General features: G+C 59.4%; 15 protein-coding genes. 8 read left to right on the top strand and 7 right to left on the bottom strand.

Annotation, left to right across the window (positions count from 1 at the left end; genetic code table 11):
- Window positions 1-63: 63 nt before the first annotated feature.
- The 3 genes from yedF (at window position 64) to ahpF (ending at window position 3,075) form a co-directional block, all read left to right on the top strand.
- Window positions 64-303 (top strand): sulfurtransferase-like selenium metabolism protein YedF, encoded by a 240-nt coding sequence (yedF, locus tag B2589_RS05180; RefSeq protein WP_173637056.1) that lies wholly within the window; start codon window positions 64-66, stop codon window positions 301-303.
- Window positions 304-574: 271 nt separating this feature from the next.
- Window positions 575-1,138, top strand: coding sequence for an alkyl hydroperoxide reductase subunit C (gene ahpC, locus B2589_RS05175; RefSeq protein ID WP_232901789.1), 564 nt, complete (start codon window positions 575-577; stop codon window positions 1,136-1,138).
- A 371-nt stretch (window positions 1,139-1,509) separates the two neighbouring features.
- Window positions 1,510-3,075: an alkyl hydroperoxide reductase subunit F gene (ahpF, locus tag B2589_RS05170; protein WP_286815844.1), complete on the top strand. Its 1,566-nt coding sequence runs from the start codon at window positions 1,510-1,512 to the stop codon at window positions 3,073-3,075.
- A 79-nt stretch (window positions 3,076-3,154) separates the two neighbouring features.
- Here ahpF and B2589_RS05165 read toward each other — a convergent pair whose 3' ends face one another.
- Complete coding sequence (locus B2589_RS05165; protein ID WP_286815843.1) at window positions 3,155-3,826, bottom strand: transglutaminase-like domain-containing protein; 672 nt, start codon at window positions 3,824-3,826, stop codon at window positions 3,155-3,157.
- Between the two features lie 162 nt (window positions 3,827-3,988).
- On the opposite strand from B2589_RS05165, the gene B2589_RS05160 reads away from it, so the two are divergent.
- Together B2589_RS05160 and B2589_RS05155 are read left to right on the top strand one after the other, a co-directional pair.
- Window positions 3,989-4,531: a YgjV family protein gene (locus B2589_RS05160; RefSeq protein WP_232901791.1), complete on the top strand. Its 543-nt coding sequence runs from the start codon at window positions 3,989-3,991 to the stop codon at window positions 4,529-4,531.
- Between the two features lie 145 nt (window positions 4,532-4,676).
- Entirely contained in the window at window positions 4,677-6,203 is a 1,527-nt protein-coding gene (locus tag B2589_RS05155) for a flavin-containing monooxygenase (protein WP_286815842.1), read from the top strand.
- 1 nt (window position 6,204) lies between these two features.
- On the opposite strand, the gene mltF is transcribed toward B2589_RS05155, so the two are convergent.
- The gene (gene mltF, locus B2589_RS05150; protein ID WP_286815841.1) at window positions 6,205-7,575 is read right to left on the bottom strand and encodes a membrane-bound lytic murein transglycosylase MltF; all 1,371 of its coding nucleotides are present in this window, start codon (window positions 7,573-7,575) and stop codon (window positions 6,205-6,207) included.
- A 191-nt stretch (window positions 7,576-7,766) separates the two neighbouring features.
- Between mltF and B2589_RS05145 the strand changes: the two genes are divergently transcribed.
- Window positions 7,767-9,074, top strand: a complete 1,308-nt coding sequence (locus B2589_RS05145) for a hypothetical protein (protein ID WP_286815840.1) — start codon at window positions 7,767-7,769, stop codon at window positions 9,072-9,074.
- Between the two features lie 12 nt (window positions 9,075-9,086).
- Here the strand turns inward: B2589_RS05145 and dsbG are convergent, their stop codons facing one another.
- Together dsbG and B2589_RS05135 are read right to left on the bottom strand one after the other, a co-directional pair.
- The gene (gene dsbG / locus B2589_RS05140) at window positions 9,087-9,863 is read right to left on the bottom strand and encodes a thiol:disulfide interchange protein DsbG (protein ID WP_286815839.1); all 777 of its coding nucleotides are present in this window, start codon (window positions 9,861-9,863) and stop codon (window positions 9,087-9,089) included.
- Complete coding sequence (locus B2589_RS05135) at window positions 9,860-10,711, bottom strand: TlpA disulfide reductase family protein (RefSeq protein ID WP_286815838.1); 852 nt, start codon at window positions 10,709-10,711, stop codon at window positions 9,860-9,862. The genes dsbG and B2589_RS05135 overlap by 4 nt, the downstream gene beginning before the upstream one ends.
- 345 nt (window positions 10,712-11,056) lie before the next feature.
- Between B2589_RS05135 and B2589_RS05130 the strand changes: the two genes are divergently transcribed.
- Window positions 11,057-12,388: a DEAD/DEAH box helicase gene (locus B2589_RS05130; RefSeq protein ID WP_286815837.1), complete on the top strand. Its 1,332-nt coding sequence runs from the start codon at window positions 11,057-11,059 to the stop codon at window positions 12,386-12,388.
- Window positions 12,389-12,493: 105 nt separating this feature from the next.
- Here the strand turns inward: B2589_RS05130 and B2589_RS05125 are convergent, their stop codons facing one another.
- Both B2589_RS05125 and B2589_RS05120 read right to left on the bottom strand, forming a co-directional pair.
- The gene (locus tag B2589_RS05125) at window positions 12,494-13,159 is read right to left on the bottom strand and encodes an OmpW/AlkL family protein (RefSeq protein WP_286815836.1); all 666 of its coding nucleotides are present in this window, start codon (window positions 13,157-13,159) and stop codon (window positions 12,494-12,496) included.
- A 158-nt stretch (window positions 13,160-13,317) separates the two neighbouring features.
- Window positions 13,318-13,782 (bottom strand): winged helix-turn-helix transcriptional regulator, encoded by a 465-nt coding sequence (locus B2589_RS05120; protein WP_199456114.1) that lies wholly within the window; start codon window positions 13,780-13,782, stop codon window positions 13,318-13,320.
- 89 nt (window positions 13,783-13,871) lie between these two features.
- Here B2589_RS05120 and B2589_RS05115 point away from each other — a divergent pair, with 89 nt between their 5' ends.
- A complete protein-coding gene (locus B2589_RS05115; RefSeq protein ID WP_286815835.1) occupies window positions 13,872-14,984 on the top strand; it encodes an NADH:flavin oxidoreductase in 1,113 nt (370 codons plus the stop codon).
- A gap of 39 nt (window positions 14,985-15,023) precedes the next feature.
- Here the strand turns inward: B2589_RS05115 and B2589_RS05110 are convergent, their stop codons facing one another.
- Window positions 15,024-15,665, bottom strand: coding sequence for a TetR family transcriptional regulator (locus B2589_RS05110; protein ID WP_286815834.1), 642 nt, complete (start codon window positions 15,663-15,665; stop codon window positions 15,024-15,026).
- Window positions 15,666-15,909: the final 244 nt, after the last annotated feature.

The following is a 15,909-nucleotide window of genomic DNA, read 5'->3' as shown; positions in this document are numbered from 1 at the left end:
TGACCGTGTACCGGGAAAAGAGCTACCACCGCAATTTCGAGTTGAAAAGGGGCATTGCATAATATGGAAGCCATGAAAGAGGCAGACTTCACGCTGGATCTGCGGGGCGAATCCTGCCCCTATCCGGTGATTTACACCCTGGAAGCACTGGAAGGCATGAACAAGGGCGAGCTGTTGCAGGTGATCACCGATTGCCCGGGCTCGTTCCGGAATGTGCCGGAAGAAGCCATCGCCCACGGTTATACCTTTGCCCAGGATCCGGTGAAGAACGGGCAGGAGTACCTTTTTTATATTTATGCCTAGTGAATCCGGGGGTTACTGCCACCATCAAACCGTCACCGGAACAACACATACTGGTTTTCCACAGGATTGAAACGGCGGGGCGAGGCCCCATATCTGGTTAGGCATCGGGATAACGCCGTACCGCTGCGGGCCGAGAGGCAGGGTTTTATCAGGATAGGCTCAGCCTATCCCCAGGTTGGAAATAATCAATTTTTACCGAATTGGCAAAAGCAGTATTCTTTGCACCGATCCTTAGCCATCAACCCAAACTATCAACAGGAGCTATTCTGAGATGGGTATTATCAACAGCGAAATCAAACCGTTCAACGCTACCGCATTCAAGCAGGGCGAGTTTGTAGAAATCTCCGAAGCAGACGTGAAAGGTAAGTGGTCTGTATTCTTCTTCTACCCGGCTGACTTCACCTTCGTTTGCCCGACCGAGCTGGGCGACGTAGCTGACAAGTACGAAGAGCTGCAGAAGCTGGGCGTTGAAGTGTTCTCCGTGTCTACCGACACTCACTTCACCCACAAAGCATGGCACGATACTTCCGACACCATCGGCAAGATCCAGTACTACATGGTAGGCGACCAGACTGGCACCATCACCAACAACTTCGGTGTTATGCGTGAAGGCCAGGGCCTGGCAGACCGTGCTACTTTCCTGATCGATCCGGATGGCGTTATCCAGGCCATGGAAATCACTGCTGAAGGCATCGGCCGTGACGCAGACGACCTGCTGCGCAAGGTTAAAGCTGCCCAGTACGTTCGCAACCATCCTGGCGAAGTTTGCCCGGCCAAGTGGAAAGAAGGCGAAGAAACACTGGCTCCGTCTCTGGACCTGGTTGGCAAGATCTAAGTTTTTCTTCCACAGAAAAACTGACGGGAAATGGGCCTGTTCGCAGGCCTCGATCCTCCGAAAACCCCGGCCCTGCCGGGGTTTTTGCGTTGTGGTGGCCGCAAAACCCGCAATCTTGCCACCGGTCATGCCCTGGGCTTCCGATATCGTCTACGGTTGAAGTGAAGCTTGAGGTATTCGAGCGGCTGTGGTGGCCGGGGTTCAGAGTGGGGATGGGTTAACGCGCATACTATAGCTCTGCCCTATTAATCATTTTGCATCAATTAATTTGAGCTTTGTATTGCAGGGCCGTATCGTACATACAACTTCTTTTAACGATTCACTTTGAATTCAGCCACTTGGCTACGACAGATATCAAGGAGACCCCCTAAATGTTGGATGCAAACATCAAGCAACAGCTCCAGGCGTACATGGAAAAGCTGCAGCAGCCGATCGAGCTGGTGGCAGCCTATGACGACAGCAAGAAGTCCCAGGAGCTGAAAGAGCTGTTGGAAGAACTGGAGCCGATGTCCTCCAAGATCAGCCTGCGCACGGAAGAATCAACCGACGTGCGTCGCCCGTCTTTCGCGATCAACCGGATTGGTTCCGATATTGGCGTACGTTTCGCCGGTATCCCCATGGGCCACGAGTTCACCTCACTGGTACTGGCGCTGCTGCAGGTAGGCGGTCACCCGTCCAAGACGTCACAGGAGCTGATCGAGCAGATCCAGGAGCTGGACGGCGAGTTCGAGTTCGAAACCTACTTCTCCCTGTCCTGCCAGAACTGTCCGGACGTGGTACAGGCCCTGAACCTGATGAGTGTGTTGAACCCGAAGGTGAAGCACACCTCCATCGACGGTGCCCTGTTCCAGGACGAAGTTGAGCAGCGTGAAGTGATGGCGGTACCCAGTGTTTACCTGAACGGCCAGCCCTGGGGCCAGGGCCGCATGACGCTGGAAGAAATCGTAGCCAAGCTGGACACCAACTCTGCCGAGAAAGAGGCCGAGAAGCTGAACCAGAAAGACGACTTTGAAGTTCTGGTCATCGGTGGTGGCCCGGCTGGCGCTGCGGCGGCGATCTACGCGGCCCGTAAGGGAATTTCCACCGGTATTGCGGCCGAGCGTTTCGGTGGCCAGGTGAGCGATACCATGGGTATCGAGAACCTGATTTCCGTGCCTTACACCGAAGGCCCGAAGCTGGTCTCTGCCATGGAGCAGCACGTTAACGAATATGAAGTCGACATCATGAACATGCAGCGCGCCGAGAAGCTGATTCCGGCAGCGCAGCCGGGCGGCCTGCACGAAGTGAAGCTGGCCAATGGTGCTTCTTTGAAGTCCCGTACCCTCATTCTGTCCACCGGTGCCCGCTGGCGCCAGATGGGTGTGCCGGGTGAAGAAGAGTACCGTAACAAGGGCGTGGCCTACTGCCCGCACTGCGACGGCCCGCTGTTCAAAGGCAAGCGCGTGGCGGTAATCGGTGGCGGTAACTCCGGCGTGGAAGCTGCCATCGACCTGGCCGGTATTGTTGGCCACGTTACCCTGATCGAGTTTGGCGACCAGATGCGTGCAGACGAAGTGCTGCAGAAGAAACTGCGCAGCCTGGACAACGTGAAGATCATCACTTCTGGCCAGACCACCGAGGTAGTGGGCGAGAACGGCCGGGTAAGCGGCCTGAACTATACCGACCGCACCACCGGCGAGGCGCACCACATCGAGCTGGAAGGTATCTTCGTGCAGATCGGCCTGGTGCCGAACACCGAGTGGTTGAAGGGTGATATCGAGCTGAGCCAGCACGGCGAGATCATCGTCAACGACCGTAACGAAACATCCATTCCGGGTGTGTTCGCGGCCGGCGATGCCACCACGGTGCCCTACAAGCAGATCGTGATCTCTATGGGTGAAGGTGCCAAGGCTTCCCTGAGTGCCTTTGACTTCCTGATCCGCAACTCTGCGCAGTAAGTTTACCCAAGCCTGACAGCCTCAGGCTGACCCCTGAAACCGGTATCTGCGGGATGTGGATACCGGTTTTTTTATGGGCTTACGAGCCGCCCGCCATATCCTGCTCCAGGCTACCGCTTACCAGGCCAGCCTCGCCCTGCGGGGTGAACAGGTGGCCGTAGGCCGCCTGCAGGCCTGCCAGAATAAAGTCAAAGGGCACGTCGTCGAACACTCCGTGGTCGTTGATGTATTCCATATGGGCGTGGCCATCCTCGGTGAACTCCTGGAACACCGAGTCGTTCACGCCGTCGAACTCCAGCGGGTCTACCTTCATCATCTGGCACAGCTGCTGGTTGAATGCTGGCGTGGCCTTCACCCAGCGGCCGTTCAGGTACAGCTCGATAAACCCGTGCATGCGAAACCCATCCGACTGCAGCCATTCAATCAGTTTGGGGCTGGACAGGTGGTTGCGAACATCGGCCAGGCCCAGACGGCTGGGGATGCCCAGGGCCCGCGCGGCCGCGCCCAGAAGAACGGCTTTGGGGATGCAGTAGGTTTCGCCGAATTCCAGGGCATAGCTGGCGGACAGGGTGTGGGGTTCTGCCCGGAACACATAGGGGTTGTACGGGATGCCGTCACGCACCGCCAGGTACAGCGCCTTCATTTGCTCTACCGGGTCATCCGGAACACCGGCCAGCTGCTCCTGGAGCCAGGCGCTAACTGCGGGGTGGTTGTAGTCGAAGAAGGGCGTGGCTTTGAGGTAATTGTCCATGTCCGGATTCCAGGGTGTGCGCATGATCAAACGATGATGGCCTGATTAGCAAACTAAGGGCAATGGCATTTTGTACCAAAGGTATTGCTCGCAGGCACCACCAACTGCGTGGTTCAGCGCCGGCAAATATGGCAGTCTGGTGGTTTTGACGACGAGGGCGCGATGGCAGATCTGATCGCAGGCATGACATTGGCACAACTGCTTGGCCAGCTGGCGGGCCTGGTGGCCCTGGCTTTCTGTATTGCCGGCTTTGCCAACAAGAATGACGACCGGCTGATGGTGCTGCTGATCTCTGCCAATGTCGCCTTCGCCCTGATGTTTGCCTTCTTCCAGAGCTGGACCGCTGCCGCCCTGACGGTGTTGGTCATCCTGCGTATCGCCCTGGCGCGCCGTTACCAGGGCAACTGGAAAATCATGGCCGGCATACTCGCCGTGAATCTGCTGGTGGCCTGGGCCACCTGGAAAACCGCCACCGATGTGTTCCCCCTGACCGCCGCCACTCTGGGCACCGTGGGTATGTTCATGCTCCGGGGGATACCGCTTCGCATTGTGCTTGGCCTGGCCGCCCTGGCGTGGATGCTCAACAACATCGTGATCGGCTCGGTGGGCGGCATTCTGGCCGAGGGCATGGTGCTGGTTACCAACATCATTACCATCGTCCGGCTGTACCGGTTGCAGAAGAAGTATCCGGGGTTAAAACCGTGAGACAAGCAGGTTCCGGCCGGAAGTGTGCGGGTGGTTTGGCCCTGTATACGGCTTCATGGGGGTTGTCAGGCCAATTGCATAGGCCGCTTGCGGACGTAACGTGGGCGTTATTCAACAAGAAAGATAACGCCCGGGAGACCTCCGCATGAGCCAACAACACTACGATGTCCTTATCATCGGCGCCGGGGTATCCGGCATCGGCATGGCCTGCCATCTGAAACGGGAATGCCCCGGCAAGCGCTTTGCCATCCTGGAGCGCCGCCAGGCCATGGGCGGTACCTGGGACCTGTTCCGCTATCCCGGCATCCGTTCGGATTCTGACATGTTCACCTTCGGCTATAACTTCCGGCCCTGGACCGGCGGCAAGGTGCTGGCCGATGGCGCATCCATCAAGCGTTATGTGGCGGAAACCGCGAAGGAAAACGATGTCGAAAAGCACATCCGGTACAGTGTGGCGGTAAAAACCGCCGAGTGGTCCAGCGCAGATAAGTGCTGGACAGTGACCGCCGAGAATGAACAGACCGGCGACCAGGAAACCTACACCGCTAACTTCCTGGTGGGTTGTACCGGTTACTACAACTATGACCAGGGCTACAAACCGGATTTCCCCGGCGAGAGCGACTTCAAGGGCCAGGTTGTGCACCCCCAGCACTGGCCGGAAAACCTGGACTACACCGGCAAGAAAGTGGTGGTGATCGGCAGTGGCGCCACGGCCATTACCCTGGTGCCGACCATGGCGGAGAAAGCGGCCCATGTAACCATGCTGCAGCGCTCGCCCACGTACCTGATGCCGCTGCCGTCAACCGATAAAATCACCCTGGCCATGCAGAAAGTACTGCCGGCCAAGACCGCCTACCGGCTGACCCGGGCCCGGAATATTTCCATTTCCCGGTTTTTGTTCGAGCGCTCCCGCAAGAGCCCGAAAGCCATGCGCCGCCTGTTCCTGTCGATCATCAAGCGCCAGCTGAATGGCAAGGCTGACATGCGCCACTTCAGCCCGGACTACAACCCCTGGGACCAGCGCCTGTGCGTGGTGAAAGACGGCGACTTGTTCGAGGCCATCAAGGCCGGCACCGCGTCGATCAAAACCGATCATATCGAGGGCTTTACCAAAACCGGTATTCGCCTGAAATCCGGCGAGGAACTGGAAGCCGACATCATCGTTCCGGCCACCGGCCTGGATATCCAGATGCTGGGTGGCATCAAACCCCGGGTTGATGGCCGGGAGGTGGTGCTCAAAGACAAGGTGATCTACAAGAACGTGATGGTGGAAGGGGTGCCCAACGCCGGCATGATCTTCGGCTACACCAACATCTCCTGGACCCTGAAAGCGGATATCGCCAGCGAGTACCTGTGCCGGCTGATCAACCATATGGATCGCAAGGGTTATGAGGTGGCGGTGCCCCGGGACACCGAAAACAGCCGTGGTGACGAAACCATTCTGGGTTCGCTGGACGCCGGCTACATCAAGCGTGCAGAAGACCGGCTGCCCCGCCAGGGCACCCATGGCCCCTGGAAGGCTTCGCAGGATTACCTCACCGATGTGAAGATCCTGCGCTTCGAGCCCATCGAAGATGGCTACCTGGAATTCGACGGCCAACGCAGCCTGGCCGGACAGTCCCAGAGTACCGGTTTCCTGCGGCCCCTGCGCTCGGCCCTGTTCGGCTCCTGAGTTACTGGAACGCTGGCCGGATAATGTCCCGGTAGTTGCGGATACGCTGCACGTAGTGCACCGGTTCGTAACCCCGGGCGTAGCCATAGCGGGTGCTGGGGTAGTAGCGTTTGTCGGCTTTCAGGGGCAGTACTTTCTCCATGTCTTCCCAGGAATCCGGGTTCTTGCCCAGGTCCCGTGCCAGTTGCCGGGCATCCAGCAGGTGGCCGCGGCCGATGTTGTAGCTGGCCAGGGCCAGGAAGGTGCGGTCCGGCTCCGGGATGGTTTCCGGCAGGCGGCGATGGCGGTCGGCCAGGTAGCGGGCACCGCCGTCAATGGAAGCAACCGGGTCCAGCCGGTTGGTCACCCCCAGGGATTTTGCGGTATTCAGGGTCAGCATCATGATGCCCCGCACGCCGGTGGGCGACCTGGCTTTCGGGTTCCAGTGGGATTCCTGGTAGGAAAGCGCTGCCAGCAGGTCGGCCGGTATGCCGGTTTTCTGCTCGGCCGCCCGGAACAGGTCGATGTAGTTCGGCAGCCGGTCTTCAATCCGCCGGTTCAGGGCCCGCAAGTCGACAAAGTCGAAGTCGCCGATATAGGCGTAGTAGAGGTTTTCCATCCGGCCCAGGGCTTCGTCACCGTCCTTGCTGTTCATCCACTCCCGGGCGTCTGCTGCCAACTCGTCTGAGCCGGCGGGCAGGTACCAGCCCAGATTGCGCCCTTCGGTCAGGTTCATGGCCACTTCCAGGTGCGGGAAGTGCCGGCGCATCCCCTGCACAATGTTGGAGTCTGCCACGGTGCAGCCCACATTCCTGTCTGCCACTTCGGCCAGGATCACCTCGGTGGTGCGCTCGCTGTCTTCCCGGAATTCAATCTCCGGATGCTGTCCGGCCAGTTCGTTCAGTGTGTCCACATAGCTGGAGCCGGCGGTGACCGCAATATCGATTCCCTGAATGTCTTCAGGTTTGCGGGGCAGGGGGCGATCGTCACGGTGGCAGACCAGTTGCTCGGTGATCTCGGTGTGGGCCGGCCCCGGCGTGAACAGCTCGTTGCGGCTGTGCAGGTGGGTCAGGCCGGAGGCCGCCAGGTGGGTAGTACCGGCTTCCAGGGCGGCGAGCACATCGGCGGTGGAGTCCAGCATGGTCCATTCCACCTCCCAGCCACGGGCCTGGGCGTAGTCGGAGACCAGGGCGTACTCGGGGCCGACAGGGTTCTCGTGCCGGTCAAGGTAATAGGTGGTCGAGCCGTTTCGGGTGGCGACCTTCAGAATACCGGTTTCCGAGGGCGGCTTGAGCCCGGTGCTTTGGGCGGGCGTTTCCTGCTGCTCGCTGCACCCGCCCACCATCATTAAAACGGCGGACAGGCCGAGGGTGAATTTCCATCCGGACTGCATGATGGATCATCCTTTTTTCTTATGTCGTGAATTTATATAGATCTTACTCTCCGTTAAAACTACGCACCGATCAACCCTGTGGATTTCCTCCCCGGCATAGCTCAGGGCTGTGTTATCACAAATGCTGATAGGCAAGGGCCCTTAGCATCCTTACGATAACGGCTTCCTGTTGTTCGAATAAGGACACCCCCTTGCCTACCGGATTGCGTTCGGCCTTTGCCTACCTTGCCCTGACTGCGGCCGTGCTTTCGGTGCTGCCCGGTATGCCGTTGCTGGGTGCTGCGGCGGCTGGTATGGCGATACTTCTGGGTTGGCAGGACATGCGTAACGTGCCCCGGGCGGTGTTTGTGGTGGCCCTGGCCATGCTGATCTTTGCCCTGGGCTACGACCCGGCGCTGATCGTAACCGCCGTCGGCAACATGACCCGCCTGGCGGGCCTGATGCTGGCGGTGATGCTGTTGTCGAACGTGCTGGCCCGCACACAGGACCTGCAACAGATTTCTTCCAGCCTGTTTGGTGGCAAGCCGCTGACCCGTTATCTGAGCCTGGCCTTCGGTACCGCGCTGGTATCCATTCCCCTGAACTTTGGTTCGGTCGCTGTGGTGGGCAGCCTGGTAGGGGAGCGTATTCGTCGCAATGGCGATTCCGAATCTACCCGCAATGCCACACGGGCTGTTTTGCGGGGGTTCGGCGTGGCACCCTCGTTCTCGCCCCTGTCTATCTCGGTGGTGCTCACCCTGACGCTGCTGCCACAGGTGAGCCTGTTGTCACTGTTGTCCCTGGCCGTGCCGTTTTCTGTGTTGATGCTGCTGGCGGGATTACGCTGGCGTGAACCGGAACCGCTGGAAAACACCGAGCAGGGCGGTACTGGTGCCGGCGCGGGCAGTTGGCTGCGGTTTGGTGGCCTGATTCTGGCGGTGTGTGTGGGCGTACTCTGGCTCAGCCATCAGTTCGGGCTGAGCTATGCCCATGCGGTGGCTCTGAGCTGCCTGGGGGCGGTGCTGTTGTACCGGGTTCTGGGATGGCTGCGAGGGCAAAATCCGCCCATGACCAGCATGGCCAATGTCAGTAACGAGCTGGCCATTGTGGGTGGCTCGGCCTTTATCGGGGCGGTGCTCAGTGGCGTGGTATTGGGCCAGATCAGTGGTCAGCCGGAATTGCCGGTGTGGCTCTGGGCCCTGCTGGCCGCCGGTGTGCCCTGGGTGTTCTTTGCCGCCGGGCTGGCGGGTATGAACCCCATTATTATTGCCACCCTGGTGGGCGGCATTCTGGGTTCCCTGTGGCCAACCGCGGCCCAGCTGGGCCTGGCCATTGCCATGGTTACCGGCTGGGGCATTACTGCCTTCGGCACACCTTTTGCGGCCAACGCGCTGATCATGGAACGGCTGACCGGTTACCGGGCCCGGGATGCCTCCTTCCGCTGGAGCCTGCCGCTGTCTCTGTGGGGTTTGGGCGCGGCCAGCCTGCTGGGCTTCAGCCTGACGTTCTGGCTGGCCTGACGCGCGCTTCCGTTAAGGTTTAGGGCCCATCATCCGTTCCAGCGCCTGCGGGTTAGGCAGGCCCTGAACCATTTTCACATTGCCTTCACCATCCTTGTACAGGGTGCTGGGAGTGGCTTGCAGCCCCAGTTGCTGCATCAGGCGGTTGTTGGCCTTCACGTCCATATGGGCGGCGCTGACGTTCTTGCGGTCGACCTCTATGCCACCCTGCTCGTAGTTGCCCTGATGCTCATGCAATGCACCTTCCGGGTTGTCGCTGCCAAGAATGGTGGCGGCCTTGGTCAGGCTGTCTTCCCGAAGAATACCCACCATAATGTGCCGTAGCTGCACCTTGCCGGCATCAATCCATGCCGCTGCCTGCTGGCGGAACCGGTGGCAGTAGGGGCAATTGGGGTCGGTGAAGGTATAAATCACGGTCTCGGCGTCTTCGGCGCCGTCACGCACCCAGTTGCTGCTTTCCAGCCGGGGCCAGGCTTCGGCGAATTTCGGGCCGGTCACCAGCTCTTCGATGCTGGCAGCACTGAGGTTGGTGCCTTTATCGTCCAGCAGCGTACCCACAATCACATGGTCGCCATCCGGGGTCAGGTAAAACGCCAGAGAGCGCCCCTGCATCTCACCGACGTACCCGGTCATGCCGCCCGGCGCCTCGAAGCTTTCCAGGACGGTAACGCCCTGTTGCTCCAGCGACTGGATGGCCGGCGGGTAGTCCTGGGCCTGTGCCGCCATGGCAAACAGGGCAGACGATAAAACGGTGCCCTTGATCAGGCGTTGGGCAAGGGGAGTGCTCATCGGGATGTTAACTCCTTGGATGGGGATGAGTTCAGGAAGCTGGCATCGAAGCGTTCGAGGCTCCGGGCCAGGCTGGCGCGGGACAGTTCGCCCATGTGGGTATCCACCAGGTGGCCCTGGGCGTTATAGAACAGGGTGGTTGGCAAGCCGTGGCTGCCGACTACCCGGCCAAAACGGTTCTGCCTGTCGCTGAGTACGTGGCTCAGGTTCAGGTTCTGTTCCATCAGGAACTTGCGGATGGTTTCGGGGTGTTCGCCCTGGTTGGCGAAGACAAAGTTCACGTTCGGATAACGCTGCTGGGCTTCTTCCAGCACCGGCATCTCGCGGATGCAGGGCGGGCACCAGGTGGCCCAGAGATTCACCACCGTGGGCTTGTCACCGCCCAGGCTGGCCAGGTCTACCGGGCGCTCGTTCAGGTCGGTCAGGGCGACTTCGGGCAGGCCCTGGGTTTGCTGGTTCATCAGGGCGATCAGGCCACTGATGCCGCCCCAGGTAATCAGCCCGGCGGCAACGGCGGAGCCCAGTGCCCGGCGCATGGCGGCCCGTTTCCACATCAGGTAGCCGGTGAACGCCAGGGCAACAACCAGGCCGGTCACCATATCGAAACCGCCGTCGCGGATGTCGATCATGCCCAGCCAGTCGCCCTGATACTCGCCAAAATACCGCACCACAAAGCCGATACGGGCACTGACCATGGCGACCAGGAAGATATCGGCCAGGGTGCCGGCTACCGGGGTTTTCTCTTTACGGCCAGTCAGGGCGCCTACAATCAGGGCGACCACAAAGGCCAGCACCAGAAGCAGGTGCCCGATGGACAGGCTGAGGGGGCCAACGCCTACGCTGAGCATGGAATCTCCGGAATCCTGTGGGTTTTTATTGGCATACGGCGGCTAGTGACCGGAGACATTCATGGGAGTTCCATGTTTTTGCATAAATGAAAGCCTGCTAATAAAAACCACCTATAGCTATTTGCCGGGTGCTCTGTTACCGTGCCTGCATCCTGCCTCTAGGGATTCCGCAGTTTCCGGCCAACGGCCGCTTTGCGAACCATCCATACGACCTGTCAGAGGACGTCACCCCGAACCCGGCGCGTGACCGTAGTCGTCTTTTATTCCATGAATGTTCATGGCATCTGCCCGCATTCGCCGTATCCGGTGTTCGTGGAGGCAGAATCAATCAAGAGTACACCTTATATGAGTTTTTCTTCCCTCGGTTTGTCCGAGCAGCTGGTCCGTGCCACCGCCGATCAGGGTTATGAAACCCCGTCTCCCATTCAGCTGCAGGCAATTCCTGCCGTTTTGTCTGGCAAAGACGTAATGGCCGCGGCCCAGACCGGCACCGGTAAAACCGCTGGTTTTACCCTGCCTTTGTTGCAGCGCCTGGCGGAAAACCCCCGCACTGGCAAAGGCCCCCGCGCCCTGATTCTCACACCTACCCGTGAGCTGGCCGCGCAGGTACACGACAGCGTGAACCTGTACAGCAAATACGTTCCCACCAAGGCCGCCGTGGTTTTCGGTGGTGTAAAGATCAACCCGCAGATGATGAAGCTGCGCAAGGGCCTGGACGTACTGGTGGCAACACCGGGCCGTTTGATGGACCTGTACCAGCAGAACGCTGTGCGCTTCAACGAAGTGGAAATCCTGGTGCTGGACGAAGCCGACCGCATGCTGGATATGGGCTTTATCCGCGACATCCGCAAGATCCTTGCGTTGCTGCCGGCCAAGCGCCAGAACCTGCTGTTCTCTGCCACCTTCTCCAACGAGATCCGCACCCTGGCCCAGGGCCTGCTGGATAATCCGGTACAGGTGGAAGTGGCTGCCCGCAACACCACCGCCGAGAAAGTGAAGCAGTCGGTATACCCGGTTGACCAGAGCCAGAAGACCGCGCTGCTGAGCAAGCTGGTGCGTGACAACGCCTGGGACCAGGTGCTGGTATTCACCCGCACCAAGCACGGCGCCAACCGCCTGACCCAGAAGCTGGAAAAGGACGGCATCACCGCCGCCGCCATTCACGGCAACAAGTCACAGGGTGCCCGTACCCGTGCGCTGGCAGACTTTAAAGCCGGTGAAGTGCGTGTGCTGGTTGCCACCGACATCGCCGCCCGTGGCCTGGACATCAAACAGCTGCCGCAAGTGGTGAACTTTGAACTGCCGAACGTGCCGGAAGACTACGTGCACCGCATCGGCCGTACCGGCCGCGCCGGCGAAAGTGGCCATGCGTTGTCGCTGGTAAGTGCCGATGAAGGCAAACTGCTGGCGGGTATCGAAAAGCTGATCAAGAAGCAGCTGCCGCGCAAGGAAGTGGAAGGCTTCGAGCCGAAAAACAACCTGCCGCTGAAGCCCAAAGCCAAGGCCGACCCGAGCAAGGCGCGGAATCGTCGCCCTCAGGGAGGCAATGGCAAGAGCTTTGGCCCGAAACCGGCTGCTCGCAGCGGCGGTCGTGGCCGTGGTGGTCAGGGCGAAGGACAAGGTCGTGGTCAGGGGCAGGGTAGAAGTGGTCGCCCGGCTCAGCGCCAGAGCGCGTGATAACCCGGTTCTCCAGGCATAAAAAAGCGGGGCTGCAACACAGCCCCGCACAGGAGAACGCACCATCCGGCAGCCACAGACCAGGGACTGCCGGGGGTACGTGGATCAGAACTTGTAGGTGAAACCTACCATGTAGACCATTGGGTCGATTTCTACTTCGAATTTGTCGGTTTTGGTTACGCCGTCTGCCAGAGTCACTTGTGCATCGGTATTAATGTCGGCCCACCAGACTGCGGCGTTCAAGCCGAACTGCTCGCTCAGCATGTAGTCCACCCCGAACTCTACTGCGACACCCACGCTGTCATCCAGATCCAGTTCACCCAGAACAGTCTTCTCTTCGAAGAAAGTCGTGTAGTTAACACCTACGCCCGCATAGGGCTGTACAGCAGATGAACTCTTCATCGGGTAGTACTGCAGGGTAATAGTTGGTGGCAGTTGCTTGGTCTCACCAATGTCACCCAAGGCTGCAATGTCGCCAGCGCCACTGATGTTGTGCTTGAATGGCGTTGCCGCAAGCACACCCAAGCCAAGGTTACTTGTGAACATGTAGGTGCCACGAAGACCCAACTGTGTGTTGGAGTCTACTGCAACACGGGCGTCCGCACCGAGGGCCGCCACAGAGCCTACAGTAATGACTTCGCTGGAATCATCCGGCGCCACGTGCACCGCACCTGCGCGAACAATGAAATCGCCGGCTTCAAAGGCCTGAGTAGCCGGAGCAACAGCCATCACGGCCGCAGCCAGAACACCGAGTTTGAAAGTACGAGACATAGCCATTTCCTCACTTATTAAAAGTCAATGGAGTGAGGGTAATCGCTGGGGAAAGGGAAAACTTGATTTAAGACAATTAAGGGCGTCACCCCGGCAGGCTTTGGAGGCATGGTTGACCCAACTCAAAAAAACGGGGGTACTTCGGGCCCTGCGTATAGTCAGCCCTGGTTGCTGGCCTTCTCCAGGTCTTCCACCACCAACACATCCCGGATACTCAGAGGCTCGCCCTCGGCGTTCTGCACCGTGACCGCCTTTATCGGCTGACCGGTTTCCCGGTCACGAAGGTCCAGCGGCTGGCCGTCTGGCGCCGGATTCCATTTGTCGCCCCACTGGCGCAGGGCTACCACCACCGGAAACAGGTCCCGGCCTTTTTCGGTCAGGCGGTATTCAAAGCGGGAGCCGTGCTCGCCCACGTCTTCCTTGCGCAGCACTTCGTTATCCACCAGCTTGGCCAGGCGGTCGCACAGGATGTTCTTGGCGATGCCCAGCTGCTGCTGGAAGTCCACAAACCGTCGCGTACCGTACATTGCATGCAGCACAATCAGCAGGGACCACCAGTCGCCCACTTCATTGAGGGCGCGGGCGACGGAGCAACTGGAATCATCAAAACGTTTTCTGGCCATGTAAGGGAGTGTACCCAATAGGGTTGCATTTTGAAACCGGATTGAATAGGGTTGCTTTACGAAACCAAATTAATGAGGTTGCACATCACATGAGTATGAATCTTGGTCCTTTGTTTGAGCCGTTTGAACTTCACAACCTCAAGCTGCGCAATCGCGTAGCCATGGCTCCGATGACCCGCAATTTCTCACCCAACGGCGTACCGGGTCAGGATGTGGTCGATTACTATCGTCGCCGTGCCGAAGCCGGCGTCGGCCTGATCATCACCGAAGGCACGGTAGTGAATCACGCCGCTGCCAACGGTTACCCGAACGTGCCGGCCTTCTATGGTGACGAAGCCCTGGCGGGCTGGAAGCAGGTGGTTGATGCCGTGCACGAAGCCGGCGGCGCCATCTTCCCGCAGCTGTGGCACGTGGGCGCGGTGCGCAAAGAAGGTATCGAGCCGGATCCGTCTGTTCCCGGTTACAGCCCTTCAGGCCTGTTTGCCCCGGGCAAGCCCAACGGCAAGGCGATGAGCAAGGAAGACATCCAGGATGTGATCAAAGCCTTCGGCGATGCTGCCCAGGATGCCAAGGCCCTCGGTTTTGACGGCGTGGAAATCCACGGTGCCCATGGTTACCTGCTGGACCAGTTCCTGTGGGAAGGCACCAACCAACGCGACGACGAATACGGCGGCAGCATGGAAAACCGCCTGCGCTTTGTGGTGGAAATTGTAGAAGAAGTGCGCCACCGCGTCGGCCCGGATTACCCGATTATGCTGCGTTTCTCCCAGTGGAAGCAGCAAGCCTATGAAGCGAAACTGGTCGACAGCCCGGAACAACTGGAACAGTTCCTGAAGCCGCTGGTGGATGCCGGTGTGGACATCTTCCACGCCTCTACCCGCCGCTTCTGGGAGCCGGAATTCGAGGGCTCTAACCTGAACCTGGCCGGCTGGACCCAGAAACTCACCGGCAAGCCCACCATGTCTGTTGGCAGCGTAGGCCTGACCGAAGACTTCATCAGCGGCACCTTTGCCAGCAAGAAAGAAGCCGTGGAACAGTCCGGCATCGACGAGCTGGTTGAGCGCATGACCAACCATGAATTCGAACTGATCGCGGTCGGCCGCGCCCTGCTGCAAGACCCGGAATGGCTGGTAAAAGTGAAAGAGGGCCGTTTGAACGAAGTGGAAGCCTTCGCCAAGAAATCCCTGGCCAAACTTTACTGATCGAACTACTCCTTCGATCCTGCTTGCCGCGGCGCCTGCTCAGGCCCCGCGGCTTTTTTGTACCTGCAGCGCCAGGAGATTCTCCACCTCAACCCCCTCCAGCAGCGCACCCCTGAACTGCCGGTTGATAAACCGCTCTGTCTCCACCTGAATCCGCTCCCGCTGCTCCGGCTTCTCGATGTAATCCATAGCCCGGAACAGGATGTAGCGAATGGTCATGTGGGAAATCTCATGCACCACCGCGGCGTCCACCCCCGGCACCAGGCCCCGCTCCAGAATATCCTCCGCCATCTCCCGGGCACTGGCATCCAGCTGCGCTTCCAAAGCCCGGCGCAACACCGGCGACGGCCCGTGCAGCTCGCGAACAGCCACGGTGGTGGCAGCCGGATTGGCGAGGAAGTAGCGGTACACAAAGGTGACGGTATCGTGAGACGCCTGCTCGGATGAGTCCGCCATCTGCCGCAGCTGCCGCACCCCGGTTTTCATATCCTCGGCGATATACCCCAGCACCTGTAGCCCGAATTCATCAAGGCTTTTGAAGTGCCGGTAAAACGTATTCGGATTCAACCCCGCCTCACGAGCCAGCTCCCGCAGCCCCAACGACGTCAGGCTCCGCGTTTCGGTAATCAACCGCAGAGCGGCCTGAACCAGTTTCAGTTTTCCGCCGGCCAGTGTGTTCATTTAAGCCTCATATTCTGGAGTTGGGCCGGGCGGTGGGCCTTGTTCACAGACACGCTACGAGCACATCCCTGTGCGCTTGTTTCAGGCCGTCCCTGGCCTTCAACAGTCTGTGAACAAGGCCCACCGCCCGGCCGTTCTAACAGTGAGTATGCATGCCTTCTCAGATTCAGCATTTGGGAGACGGCCGCCACAGAAGCTTAACGGTTGGTTTGGGGGAGGCTGTCCAAAAATGTGCGGAGCCATG

Source organism: Marinobacter sp. UBA3607, from assembly GCF_002375525.1.
GTDB lineage: Bacteria > Pseudomonadota > Gammaproteobacteria > Pseudomonadales > Oleiphilaceae > Marinobacter > Marinobacter vinifirmus.
The sequence above is the reverse complement of the archived record's forward strand: the minus strand, read 5'-3'. Positions and strand labels throughout refer to the sequence as shown.

Excerpts from the sequence above, each read along its gene's own strand:
- B2589_RS05160 (WP_232901791.1), top strand. The coding sequence starts at position 3,989 with ATGGCAGATCTGATCGCAGGCATGACATTGGCACAACTGCTTGGCCAG.
- ahpF (WP_286815844.1), top strand. The coding sequence starts at position 1,510 with ATGTTGGATGCAAACATCAAGCAACAGCTCCAGGCGTACATGGAAAAG.
- ahpC (WP_232901789.1), top strand. The coding sequence starts at position 575 with ATGGGTATTATCAACAGCGAAATCAAACCGTTCAACGCTACCGCATTC.
- B2589_RS05110 (WP_286815834.1), bottom strand. The coding sequence starts at position 15,665 with ATGAACACACTGGCCGGCGGAAAACTGAAACTGGTTCAGGCCGCTCTG.
- B2589_RS05155 (WP_286815842.1), top strand. The coding sequence starts at position 4,677 with ATGAGCCAACAACACTACGATGTCCTTATCATCGGCGCCGGGGTATCC.
- B2589_RS05125 (WP_286815836.1), bottom strand. The coding sequence starts at position 13,159 with ATGTCTCGTACTTTCAAACTCGGTGTTCTGGCTGCGGCCGTGATGGCT.
- mltF (WP_286815841.1), bottom strand. The coding sequence starts at position 7,575 with ATGCAGTCCGGATGGAAATTCACCCTCGGCCTGTCCGCCGTTTTAATG.
- B2589_RS05135 (WP_286815838.1), bottom strand. The coding sequence starts at position 10,711 with ATGCTCAGCGTAGGCGTTGGCCCCCTCAGCCTGTCCATCGGGCACCTG.
- B2589_RS05115 (WP_286815835.1), top strand. The coding sequence starts at position 13,872 with ATGAGTATGAATCTTGGTCCTTTGTTTGAGCCGTTTGAACTTCACAAC.
- B2589_RS05165 (WP_286815843.1), bottom strand. The coding sequence starts at position 3,826 with ATGGACAATTACCTCAAAGCCACGCCCTTCTTCGACTACAACCACCCC.
- dsbG (WP_286815839.1), bottom strand. The coding sequence starts at position 9,863 with ATGAGCACTCCCCTTGCCCAACGCCTGATCAAGGGCACCGTTTTATCG.
- B2589_RS05130 (WP_286815837.1), top strand. The coding sequence starts at position 11,057 with ATGAGTTTTTCTTCCCTCGGTTTGTCCGAGCAGCTGGTCCGTGCCACC.
- B2589_RS05120 (WP_199456114.1), bottom strand. The coding sequence starts at position 13,782 with ATGGCCAGAAAACGTTTTGATGATTCCAGTTGCTCCGTCGCCCGCGCC.
- yedF (WP_173637056.1), top strand. The coding sequence starts at position 64 with ATGGAAGCCATGAAAGAGGCAGACTTCACGCTGGATCTGCGGGGCGAA.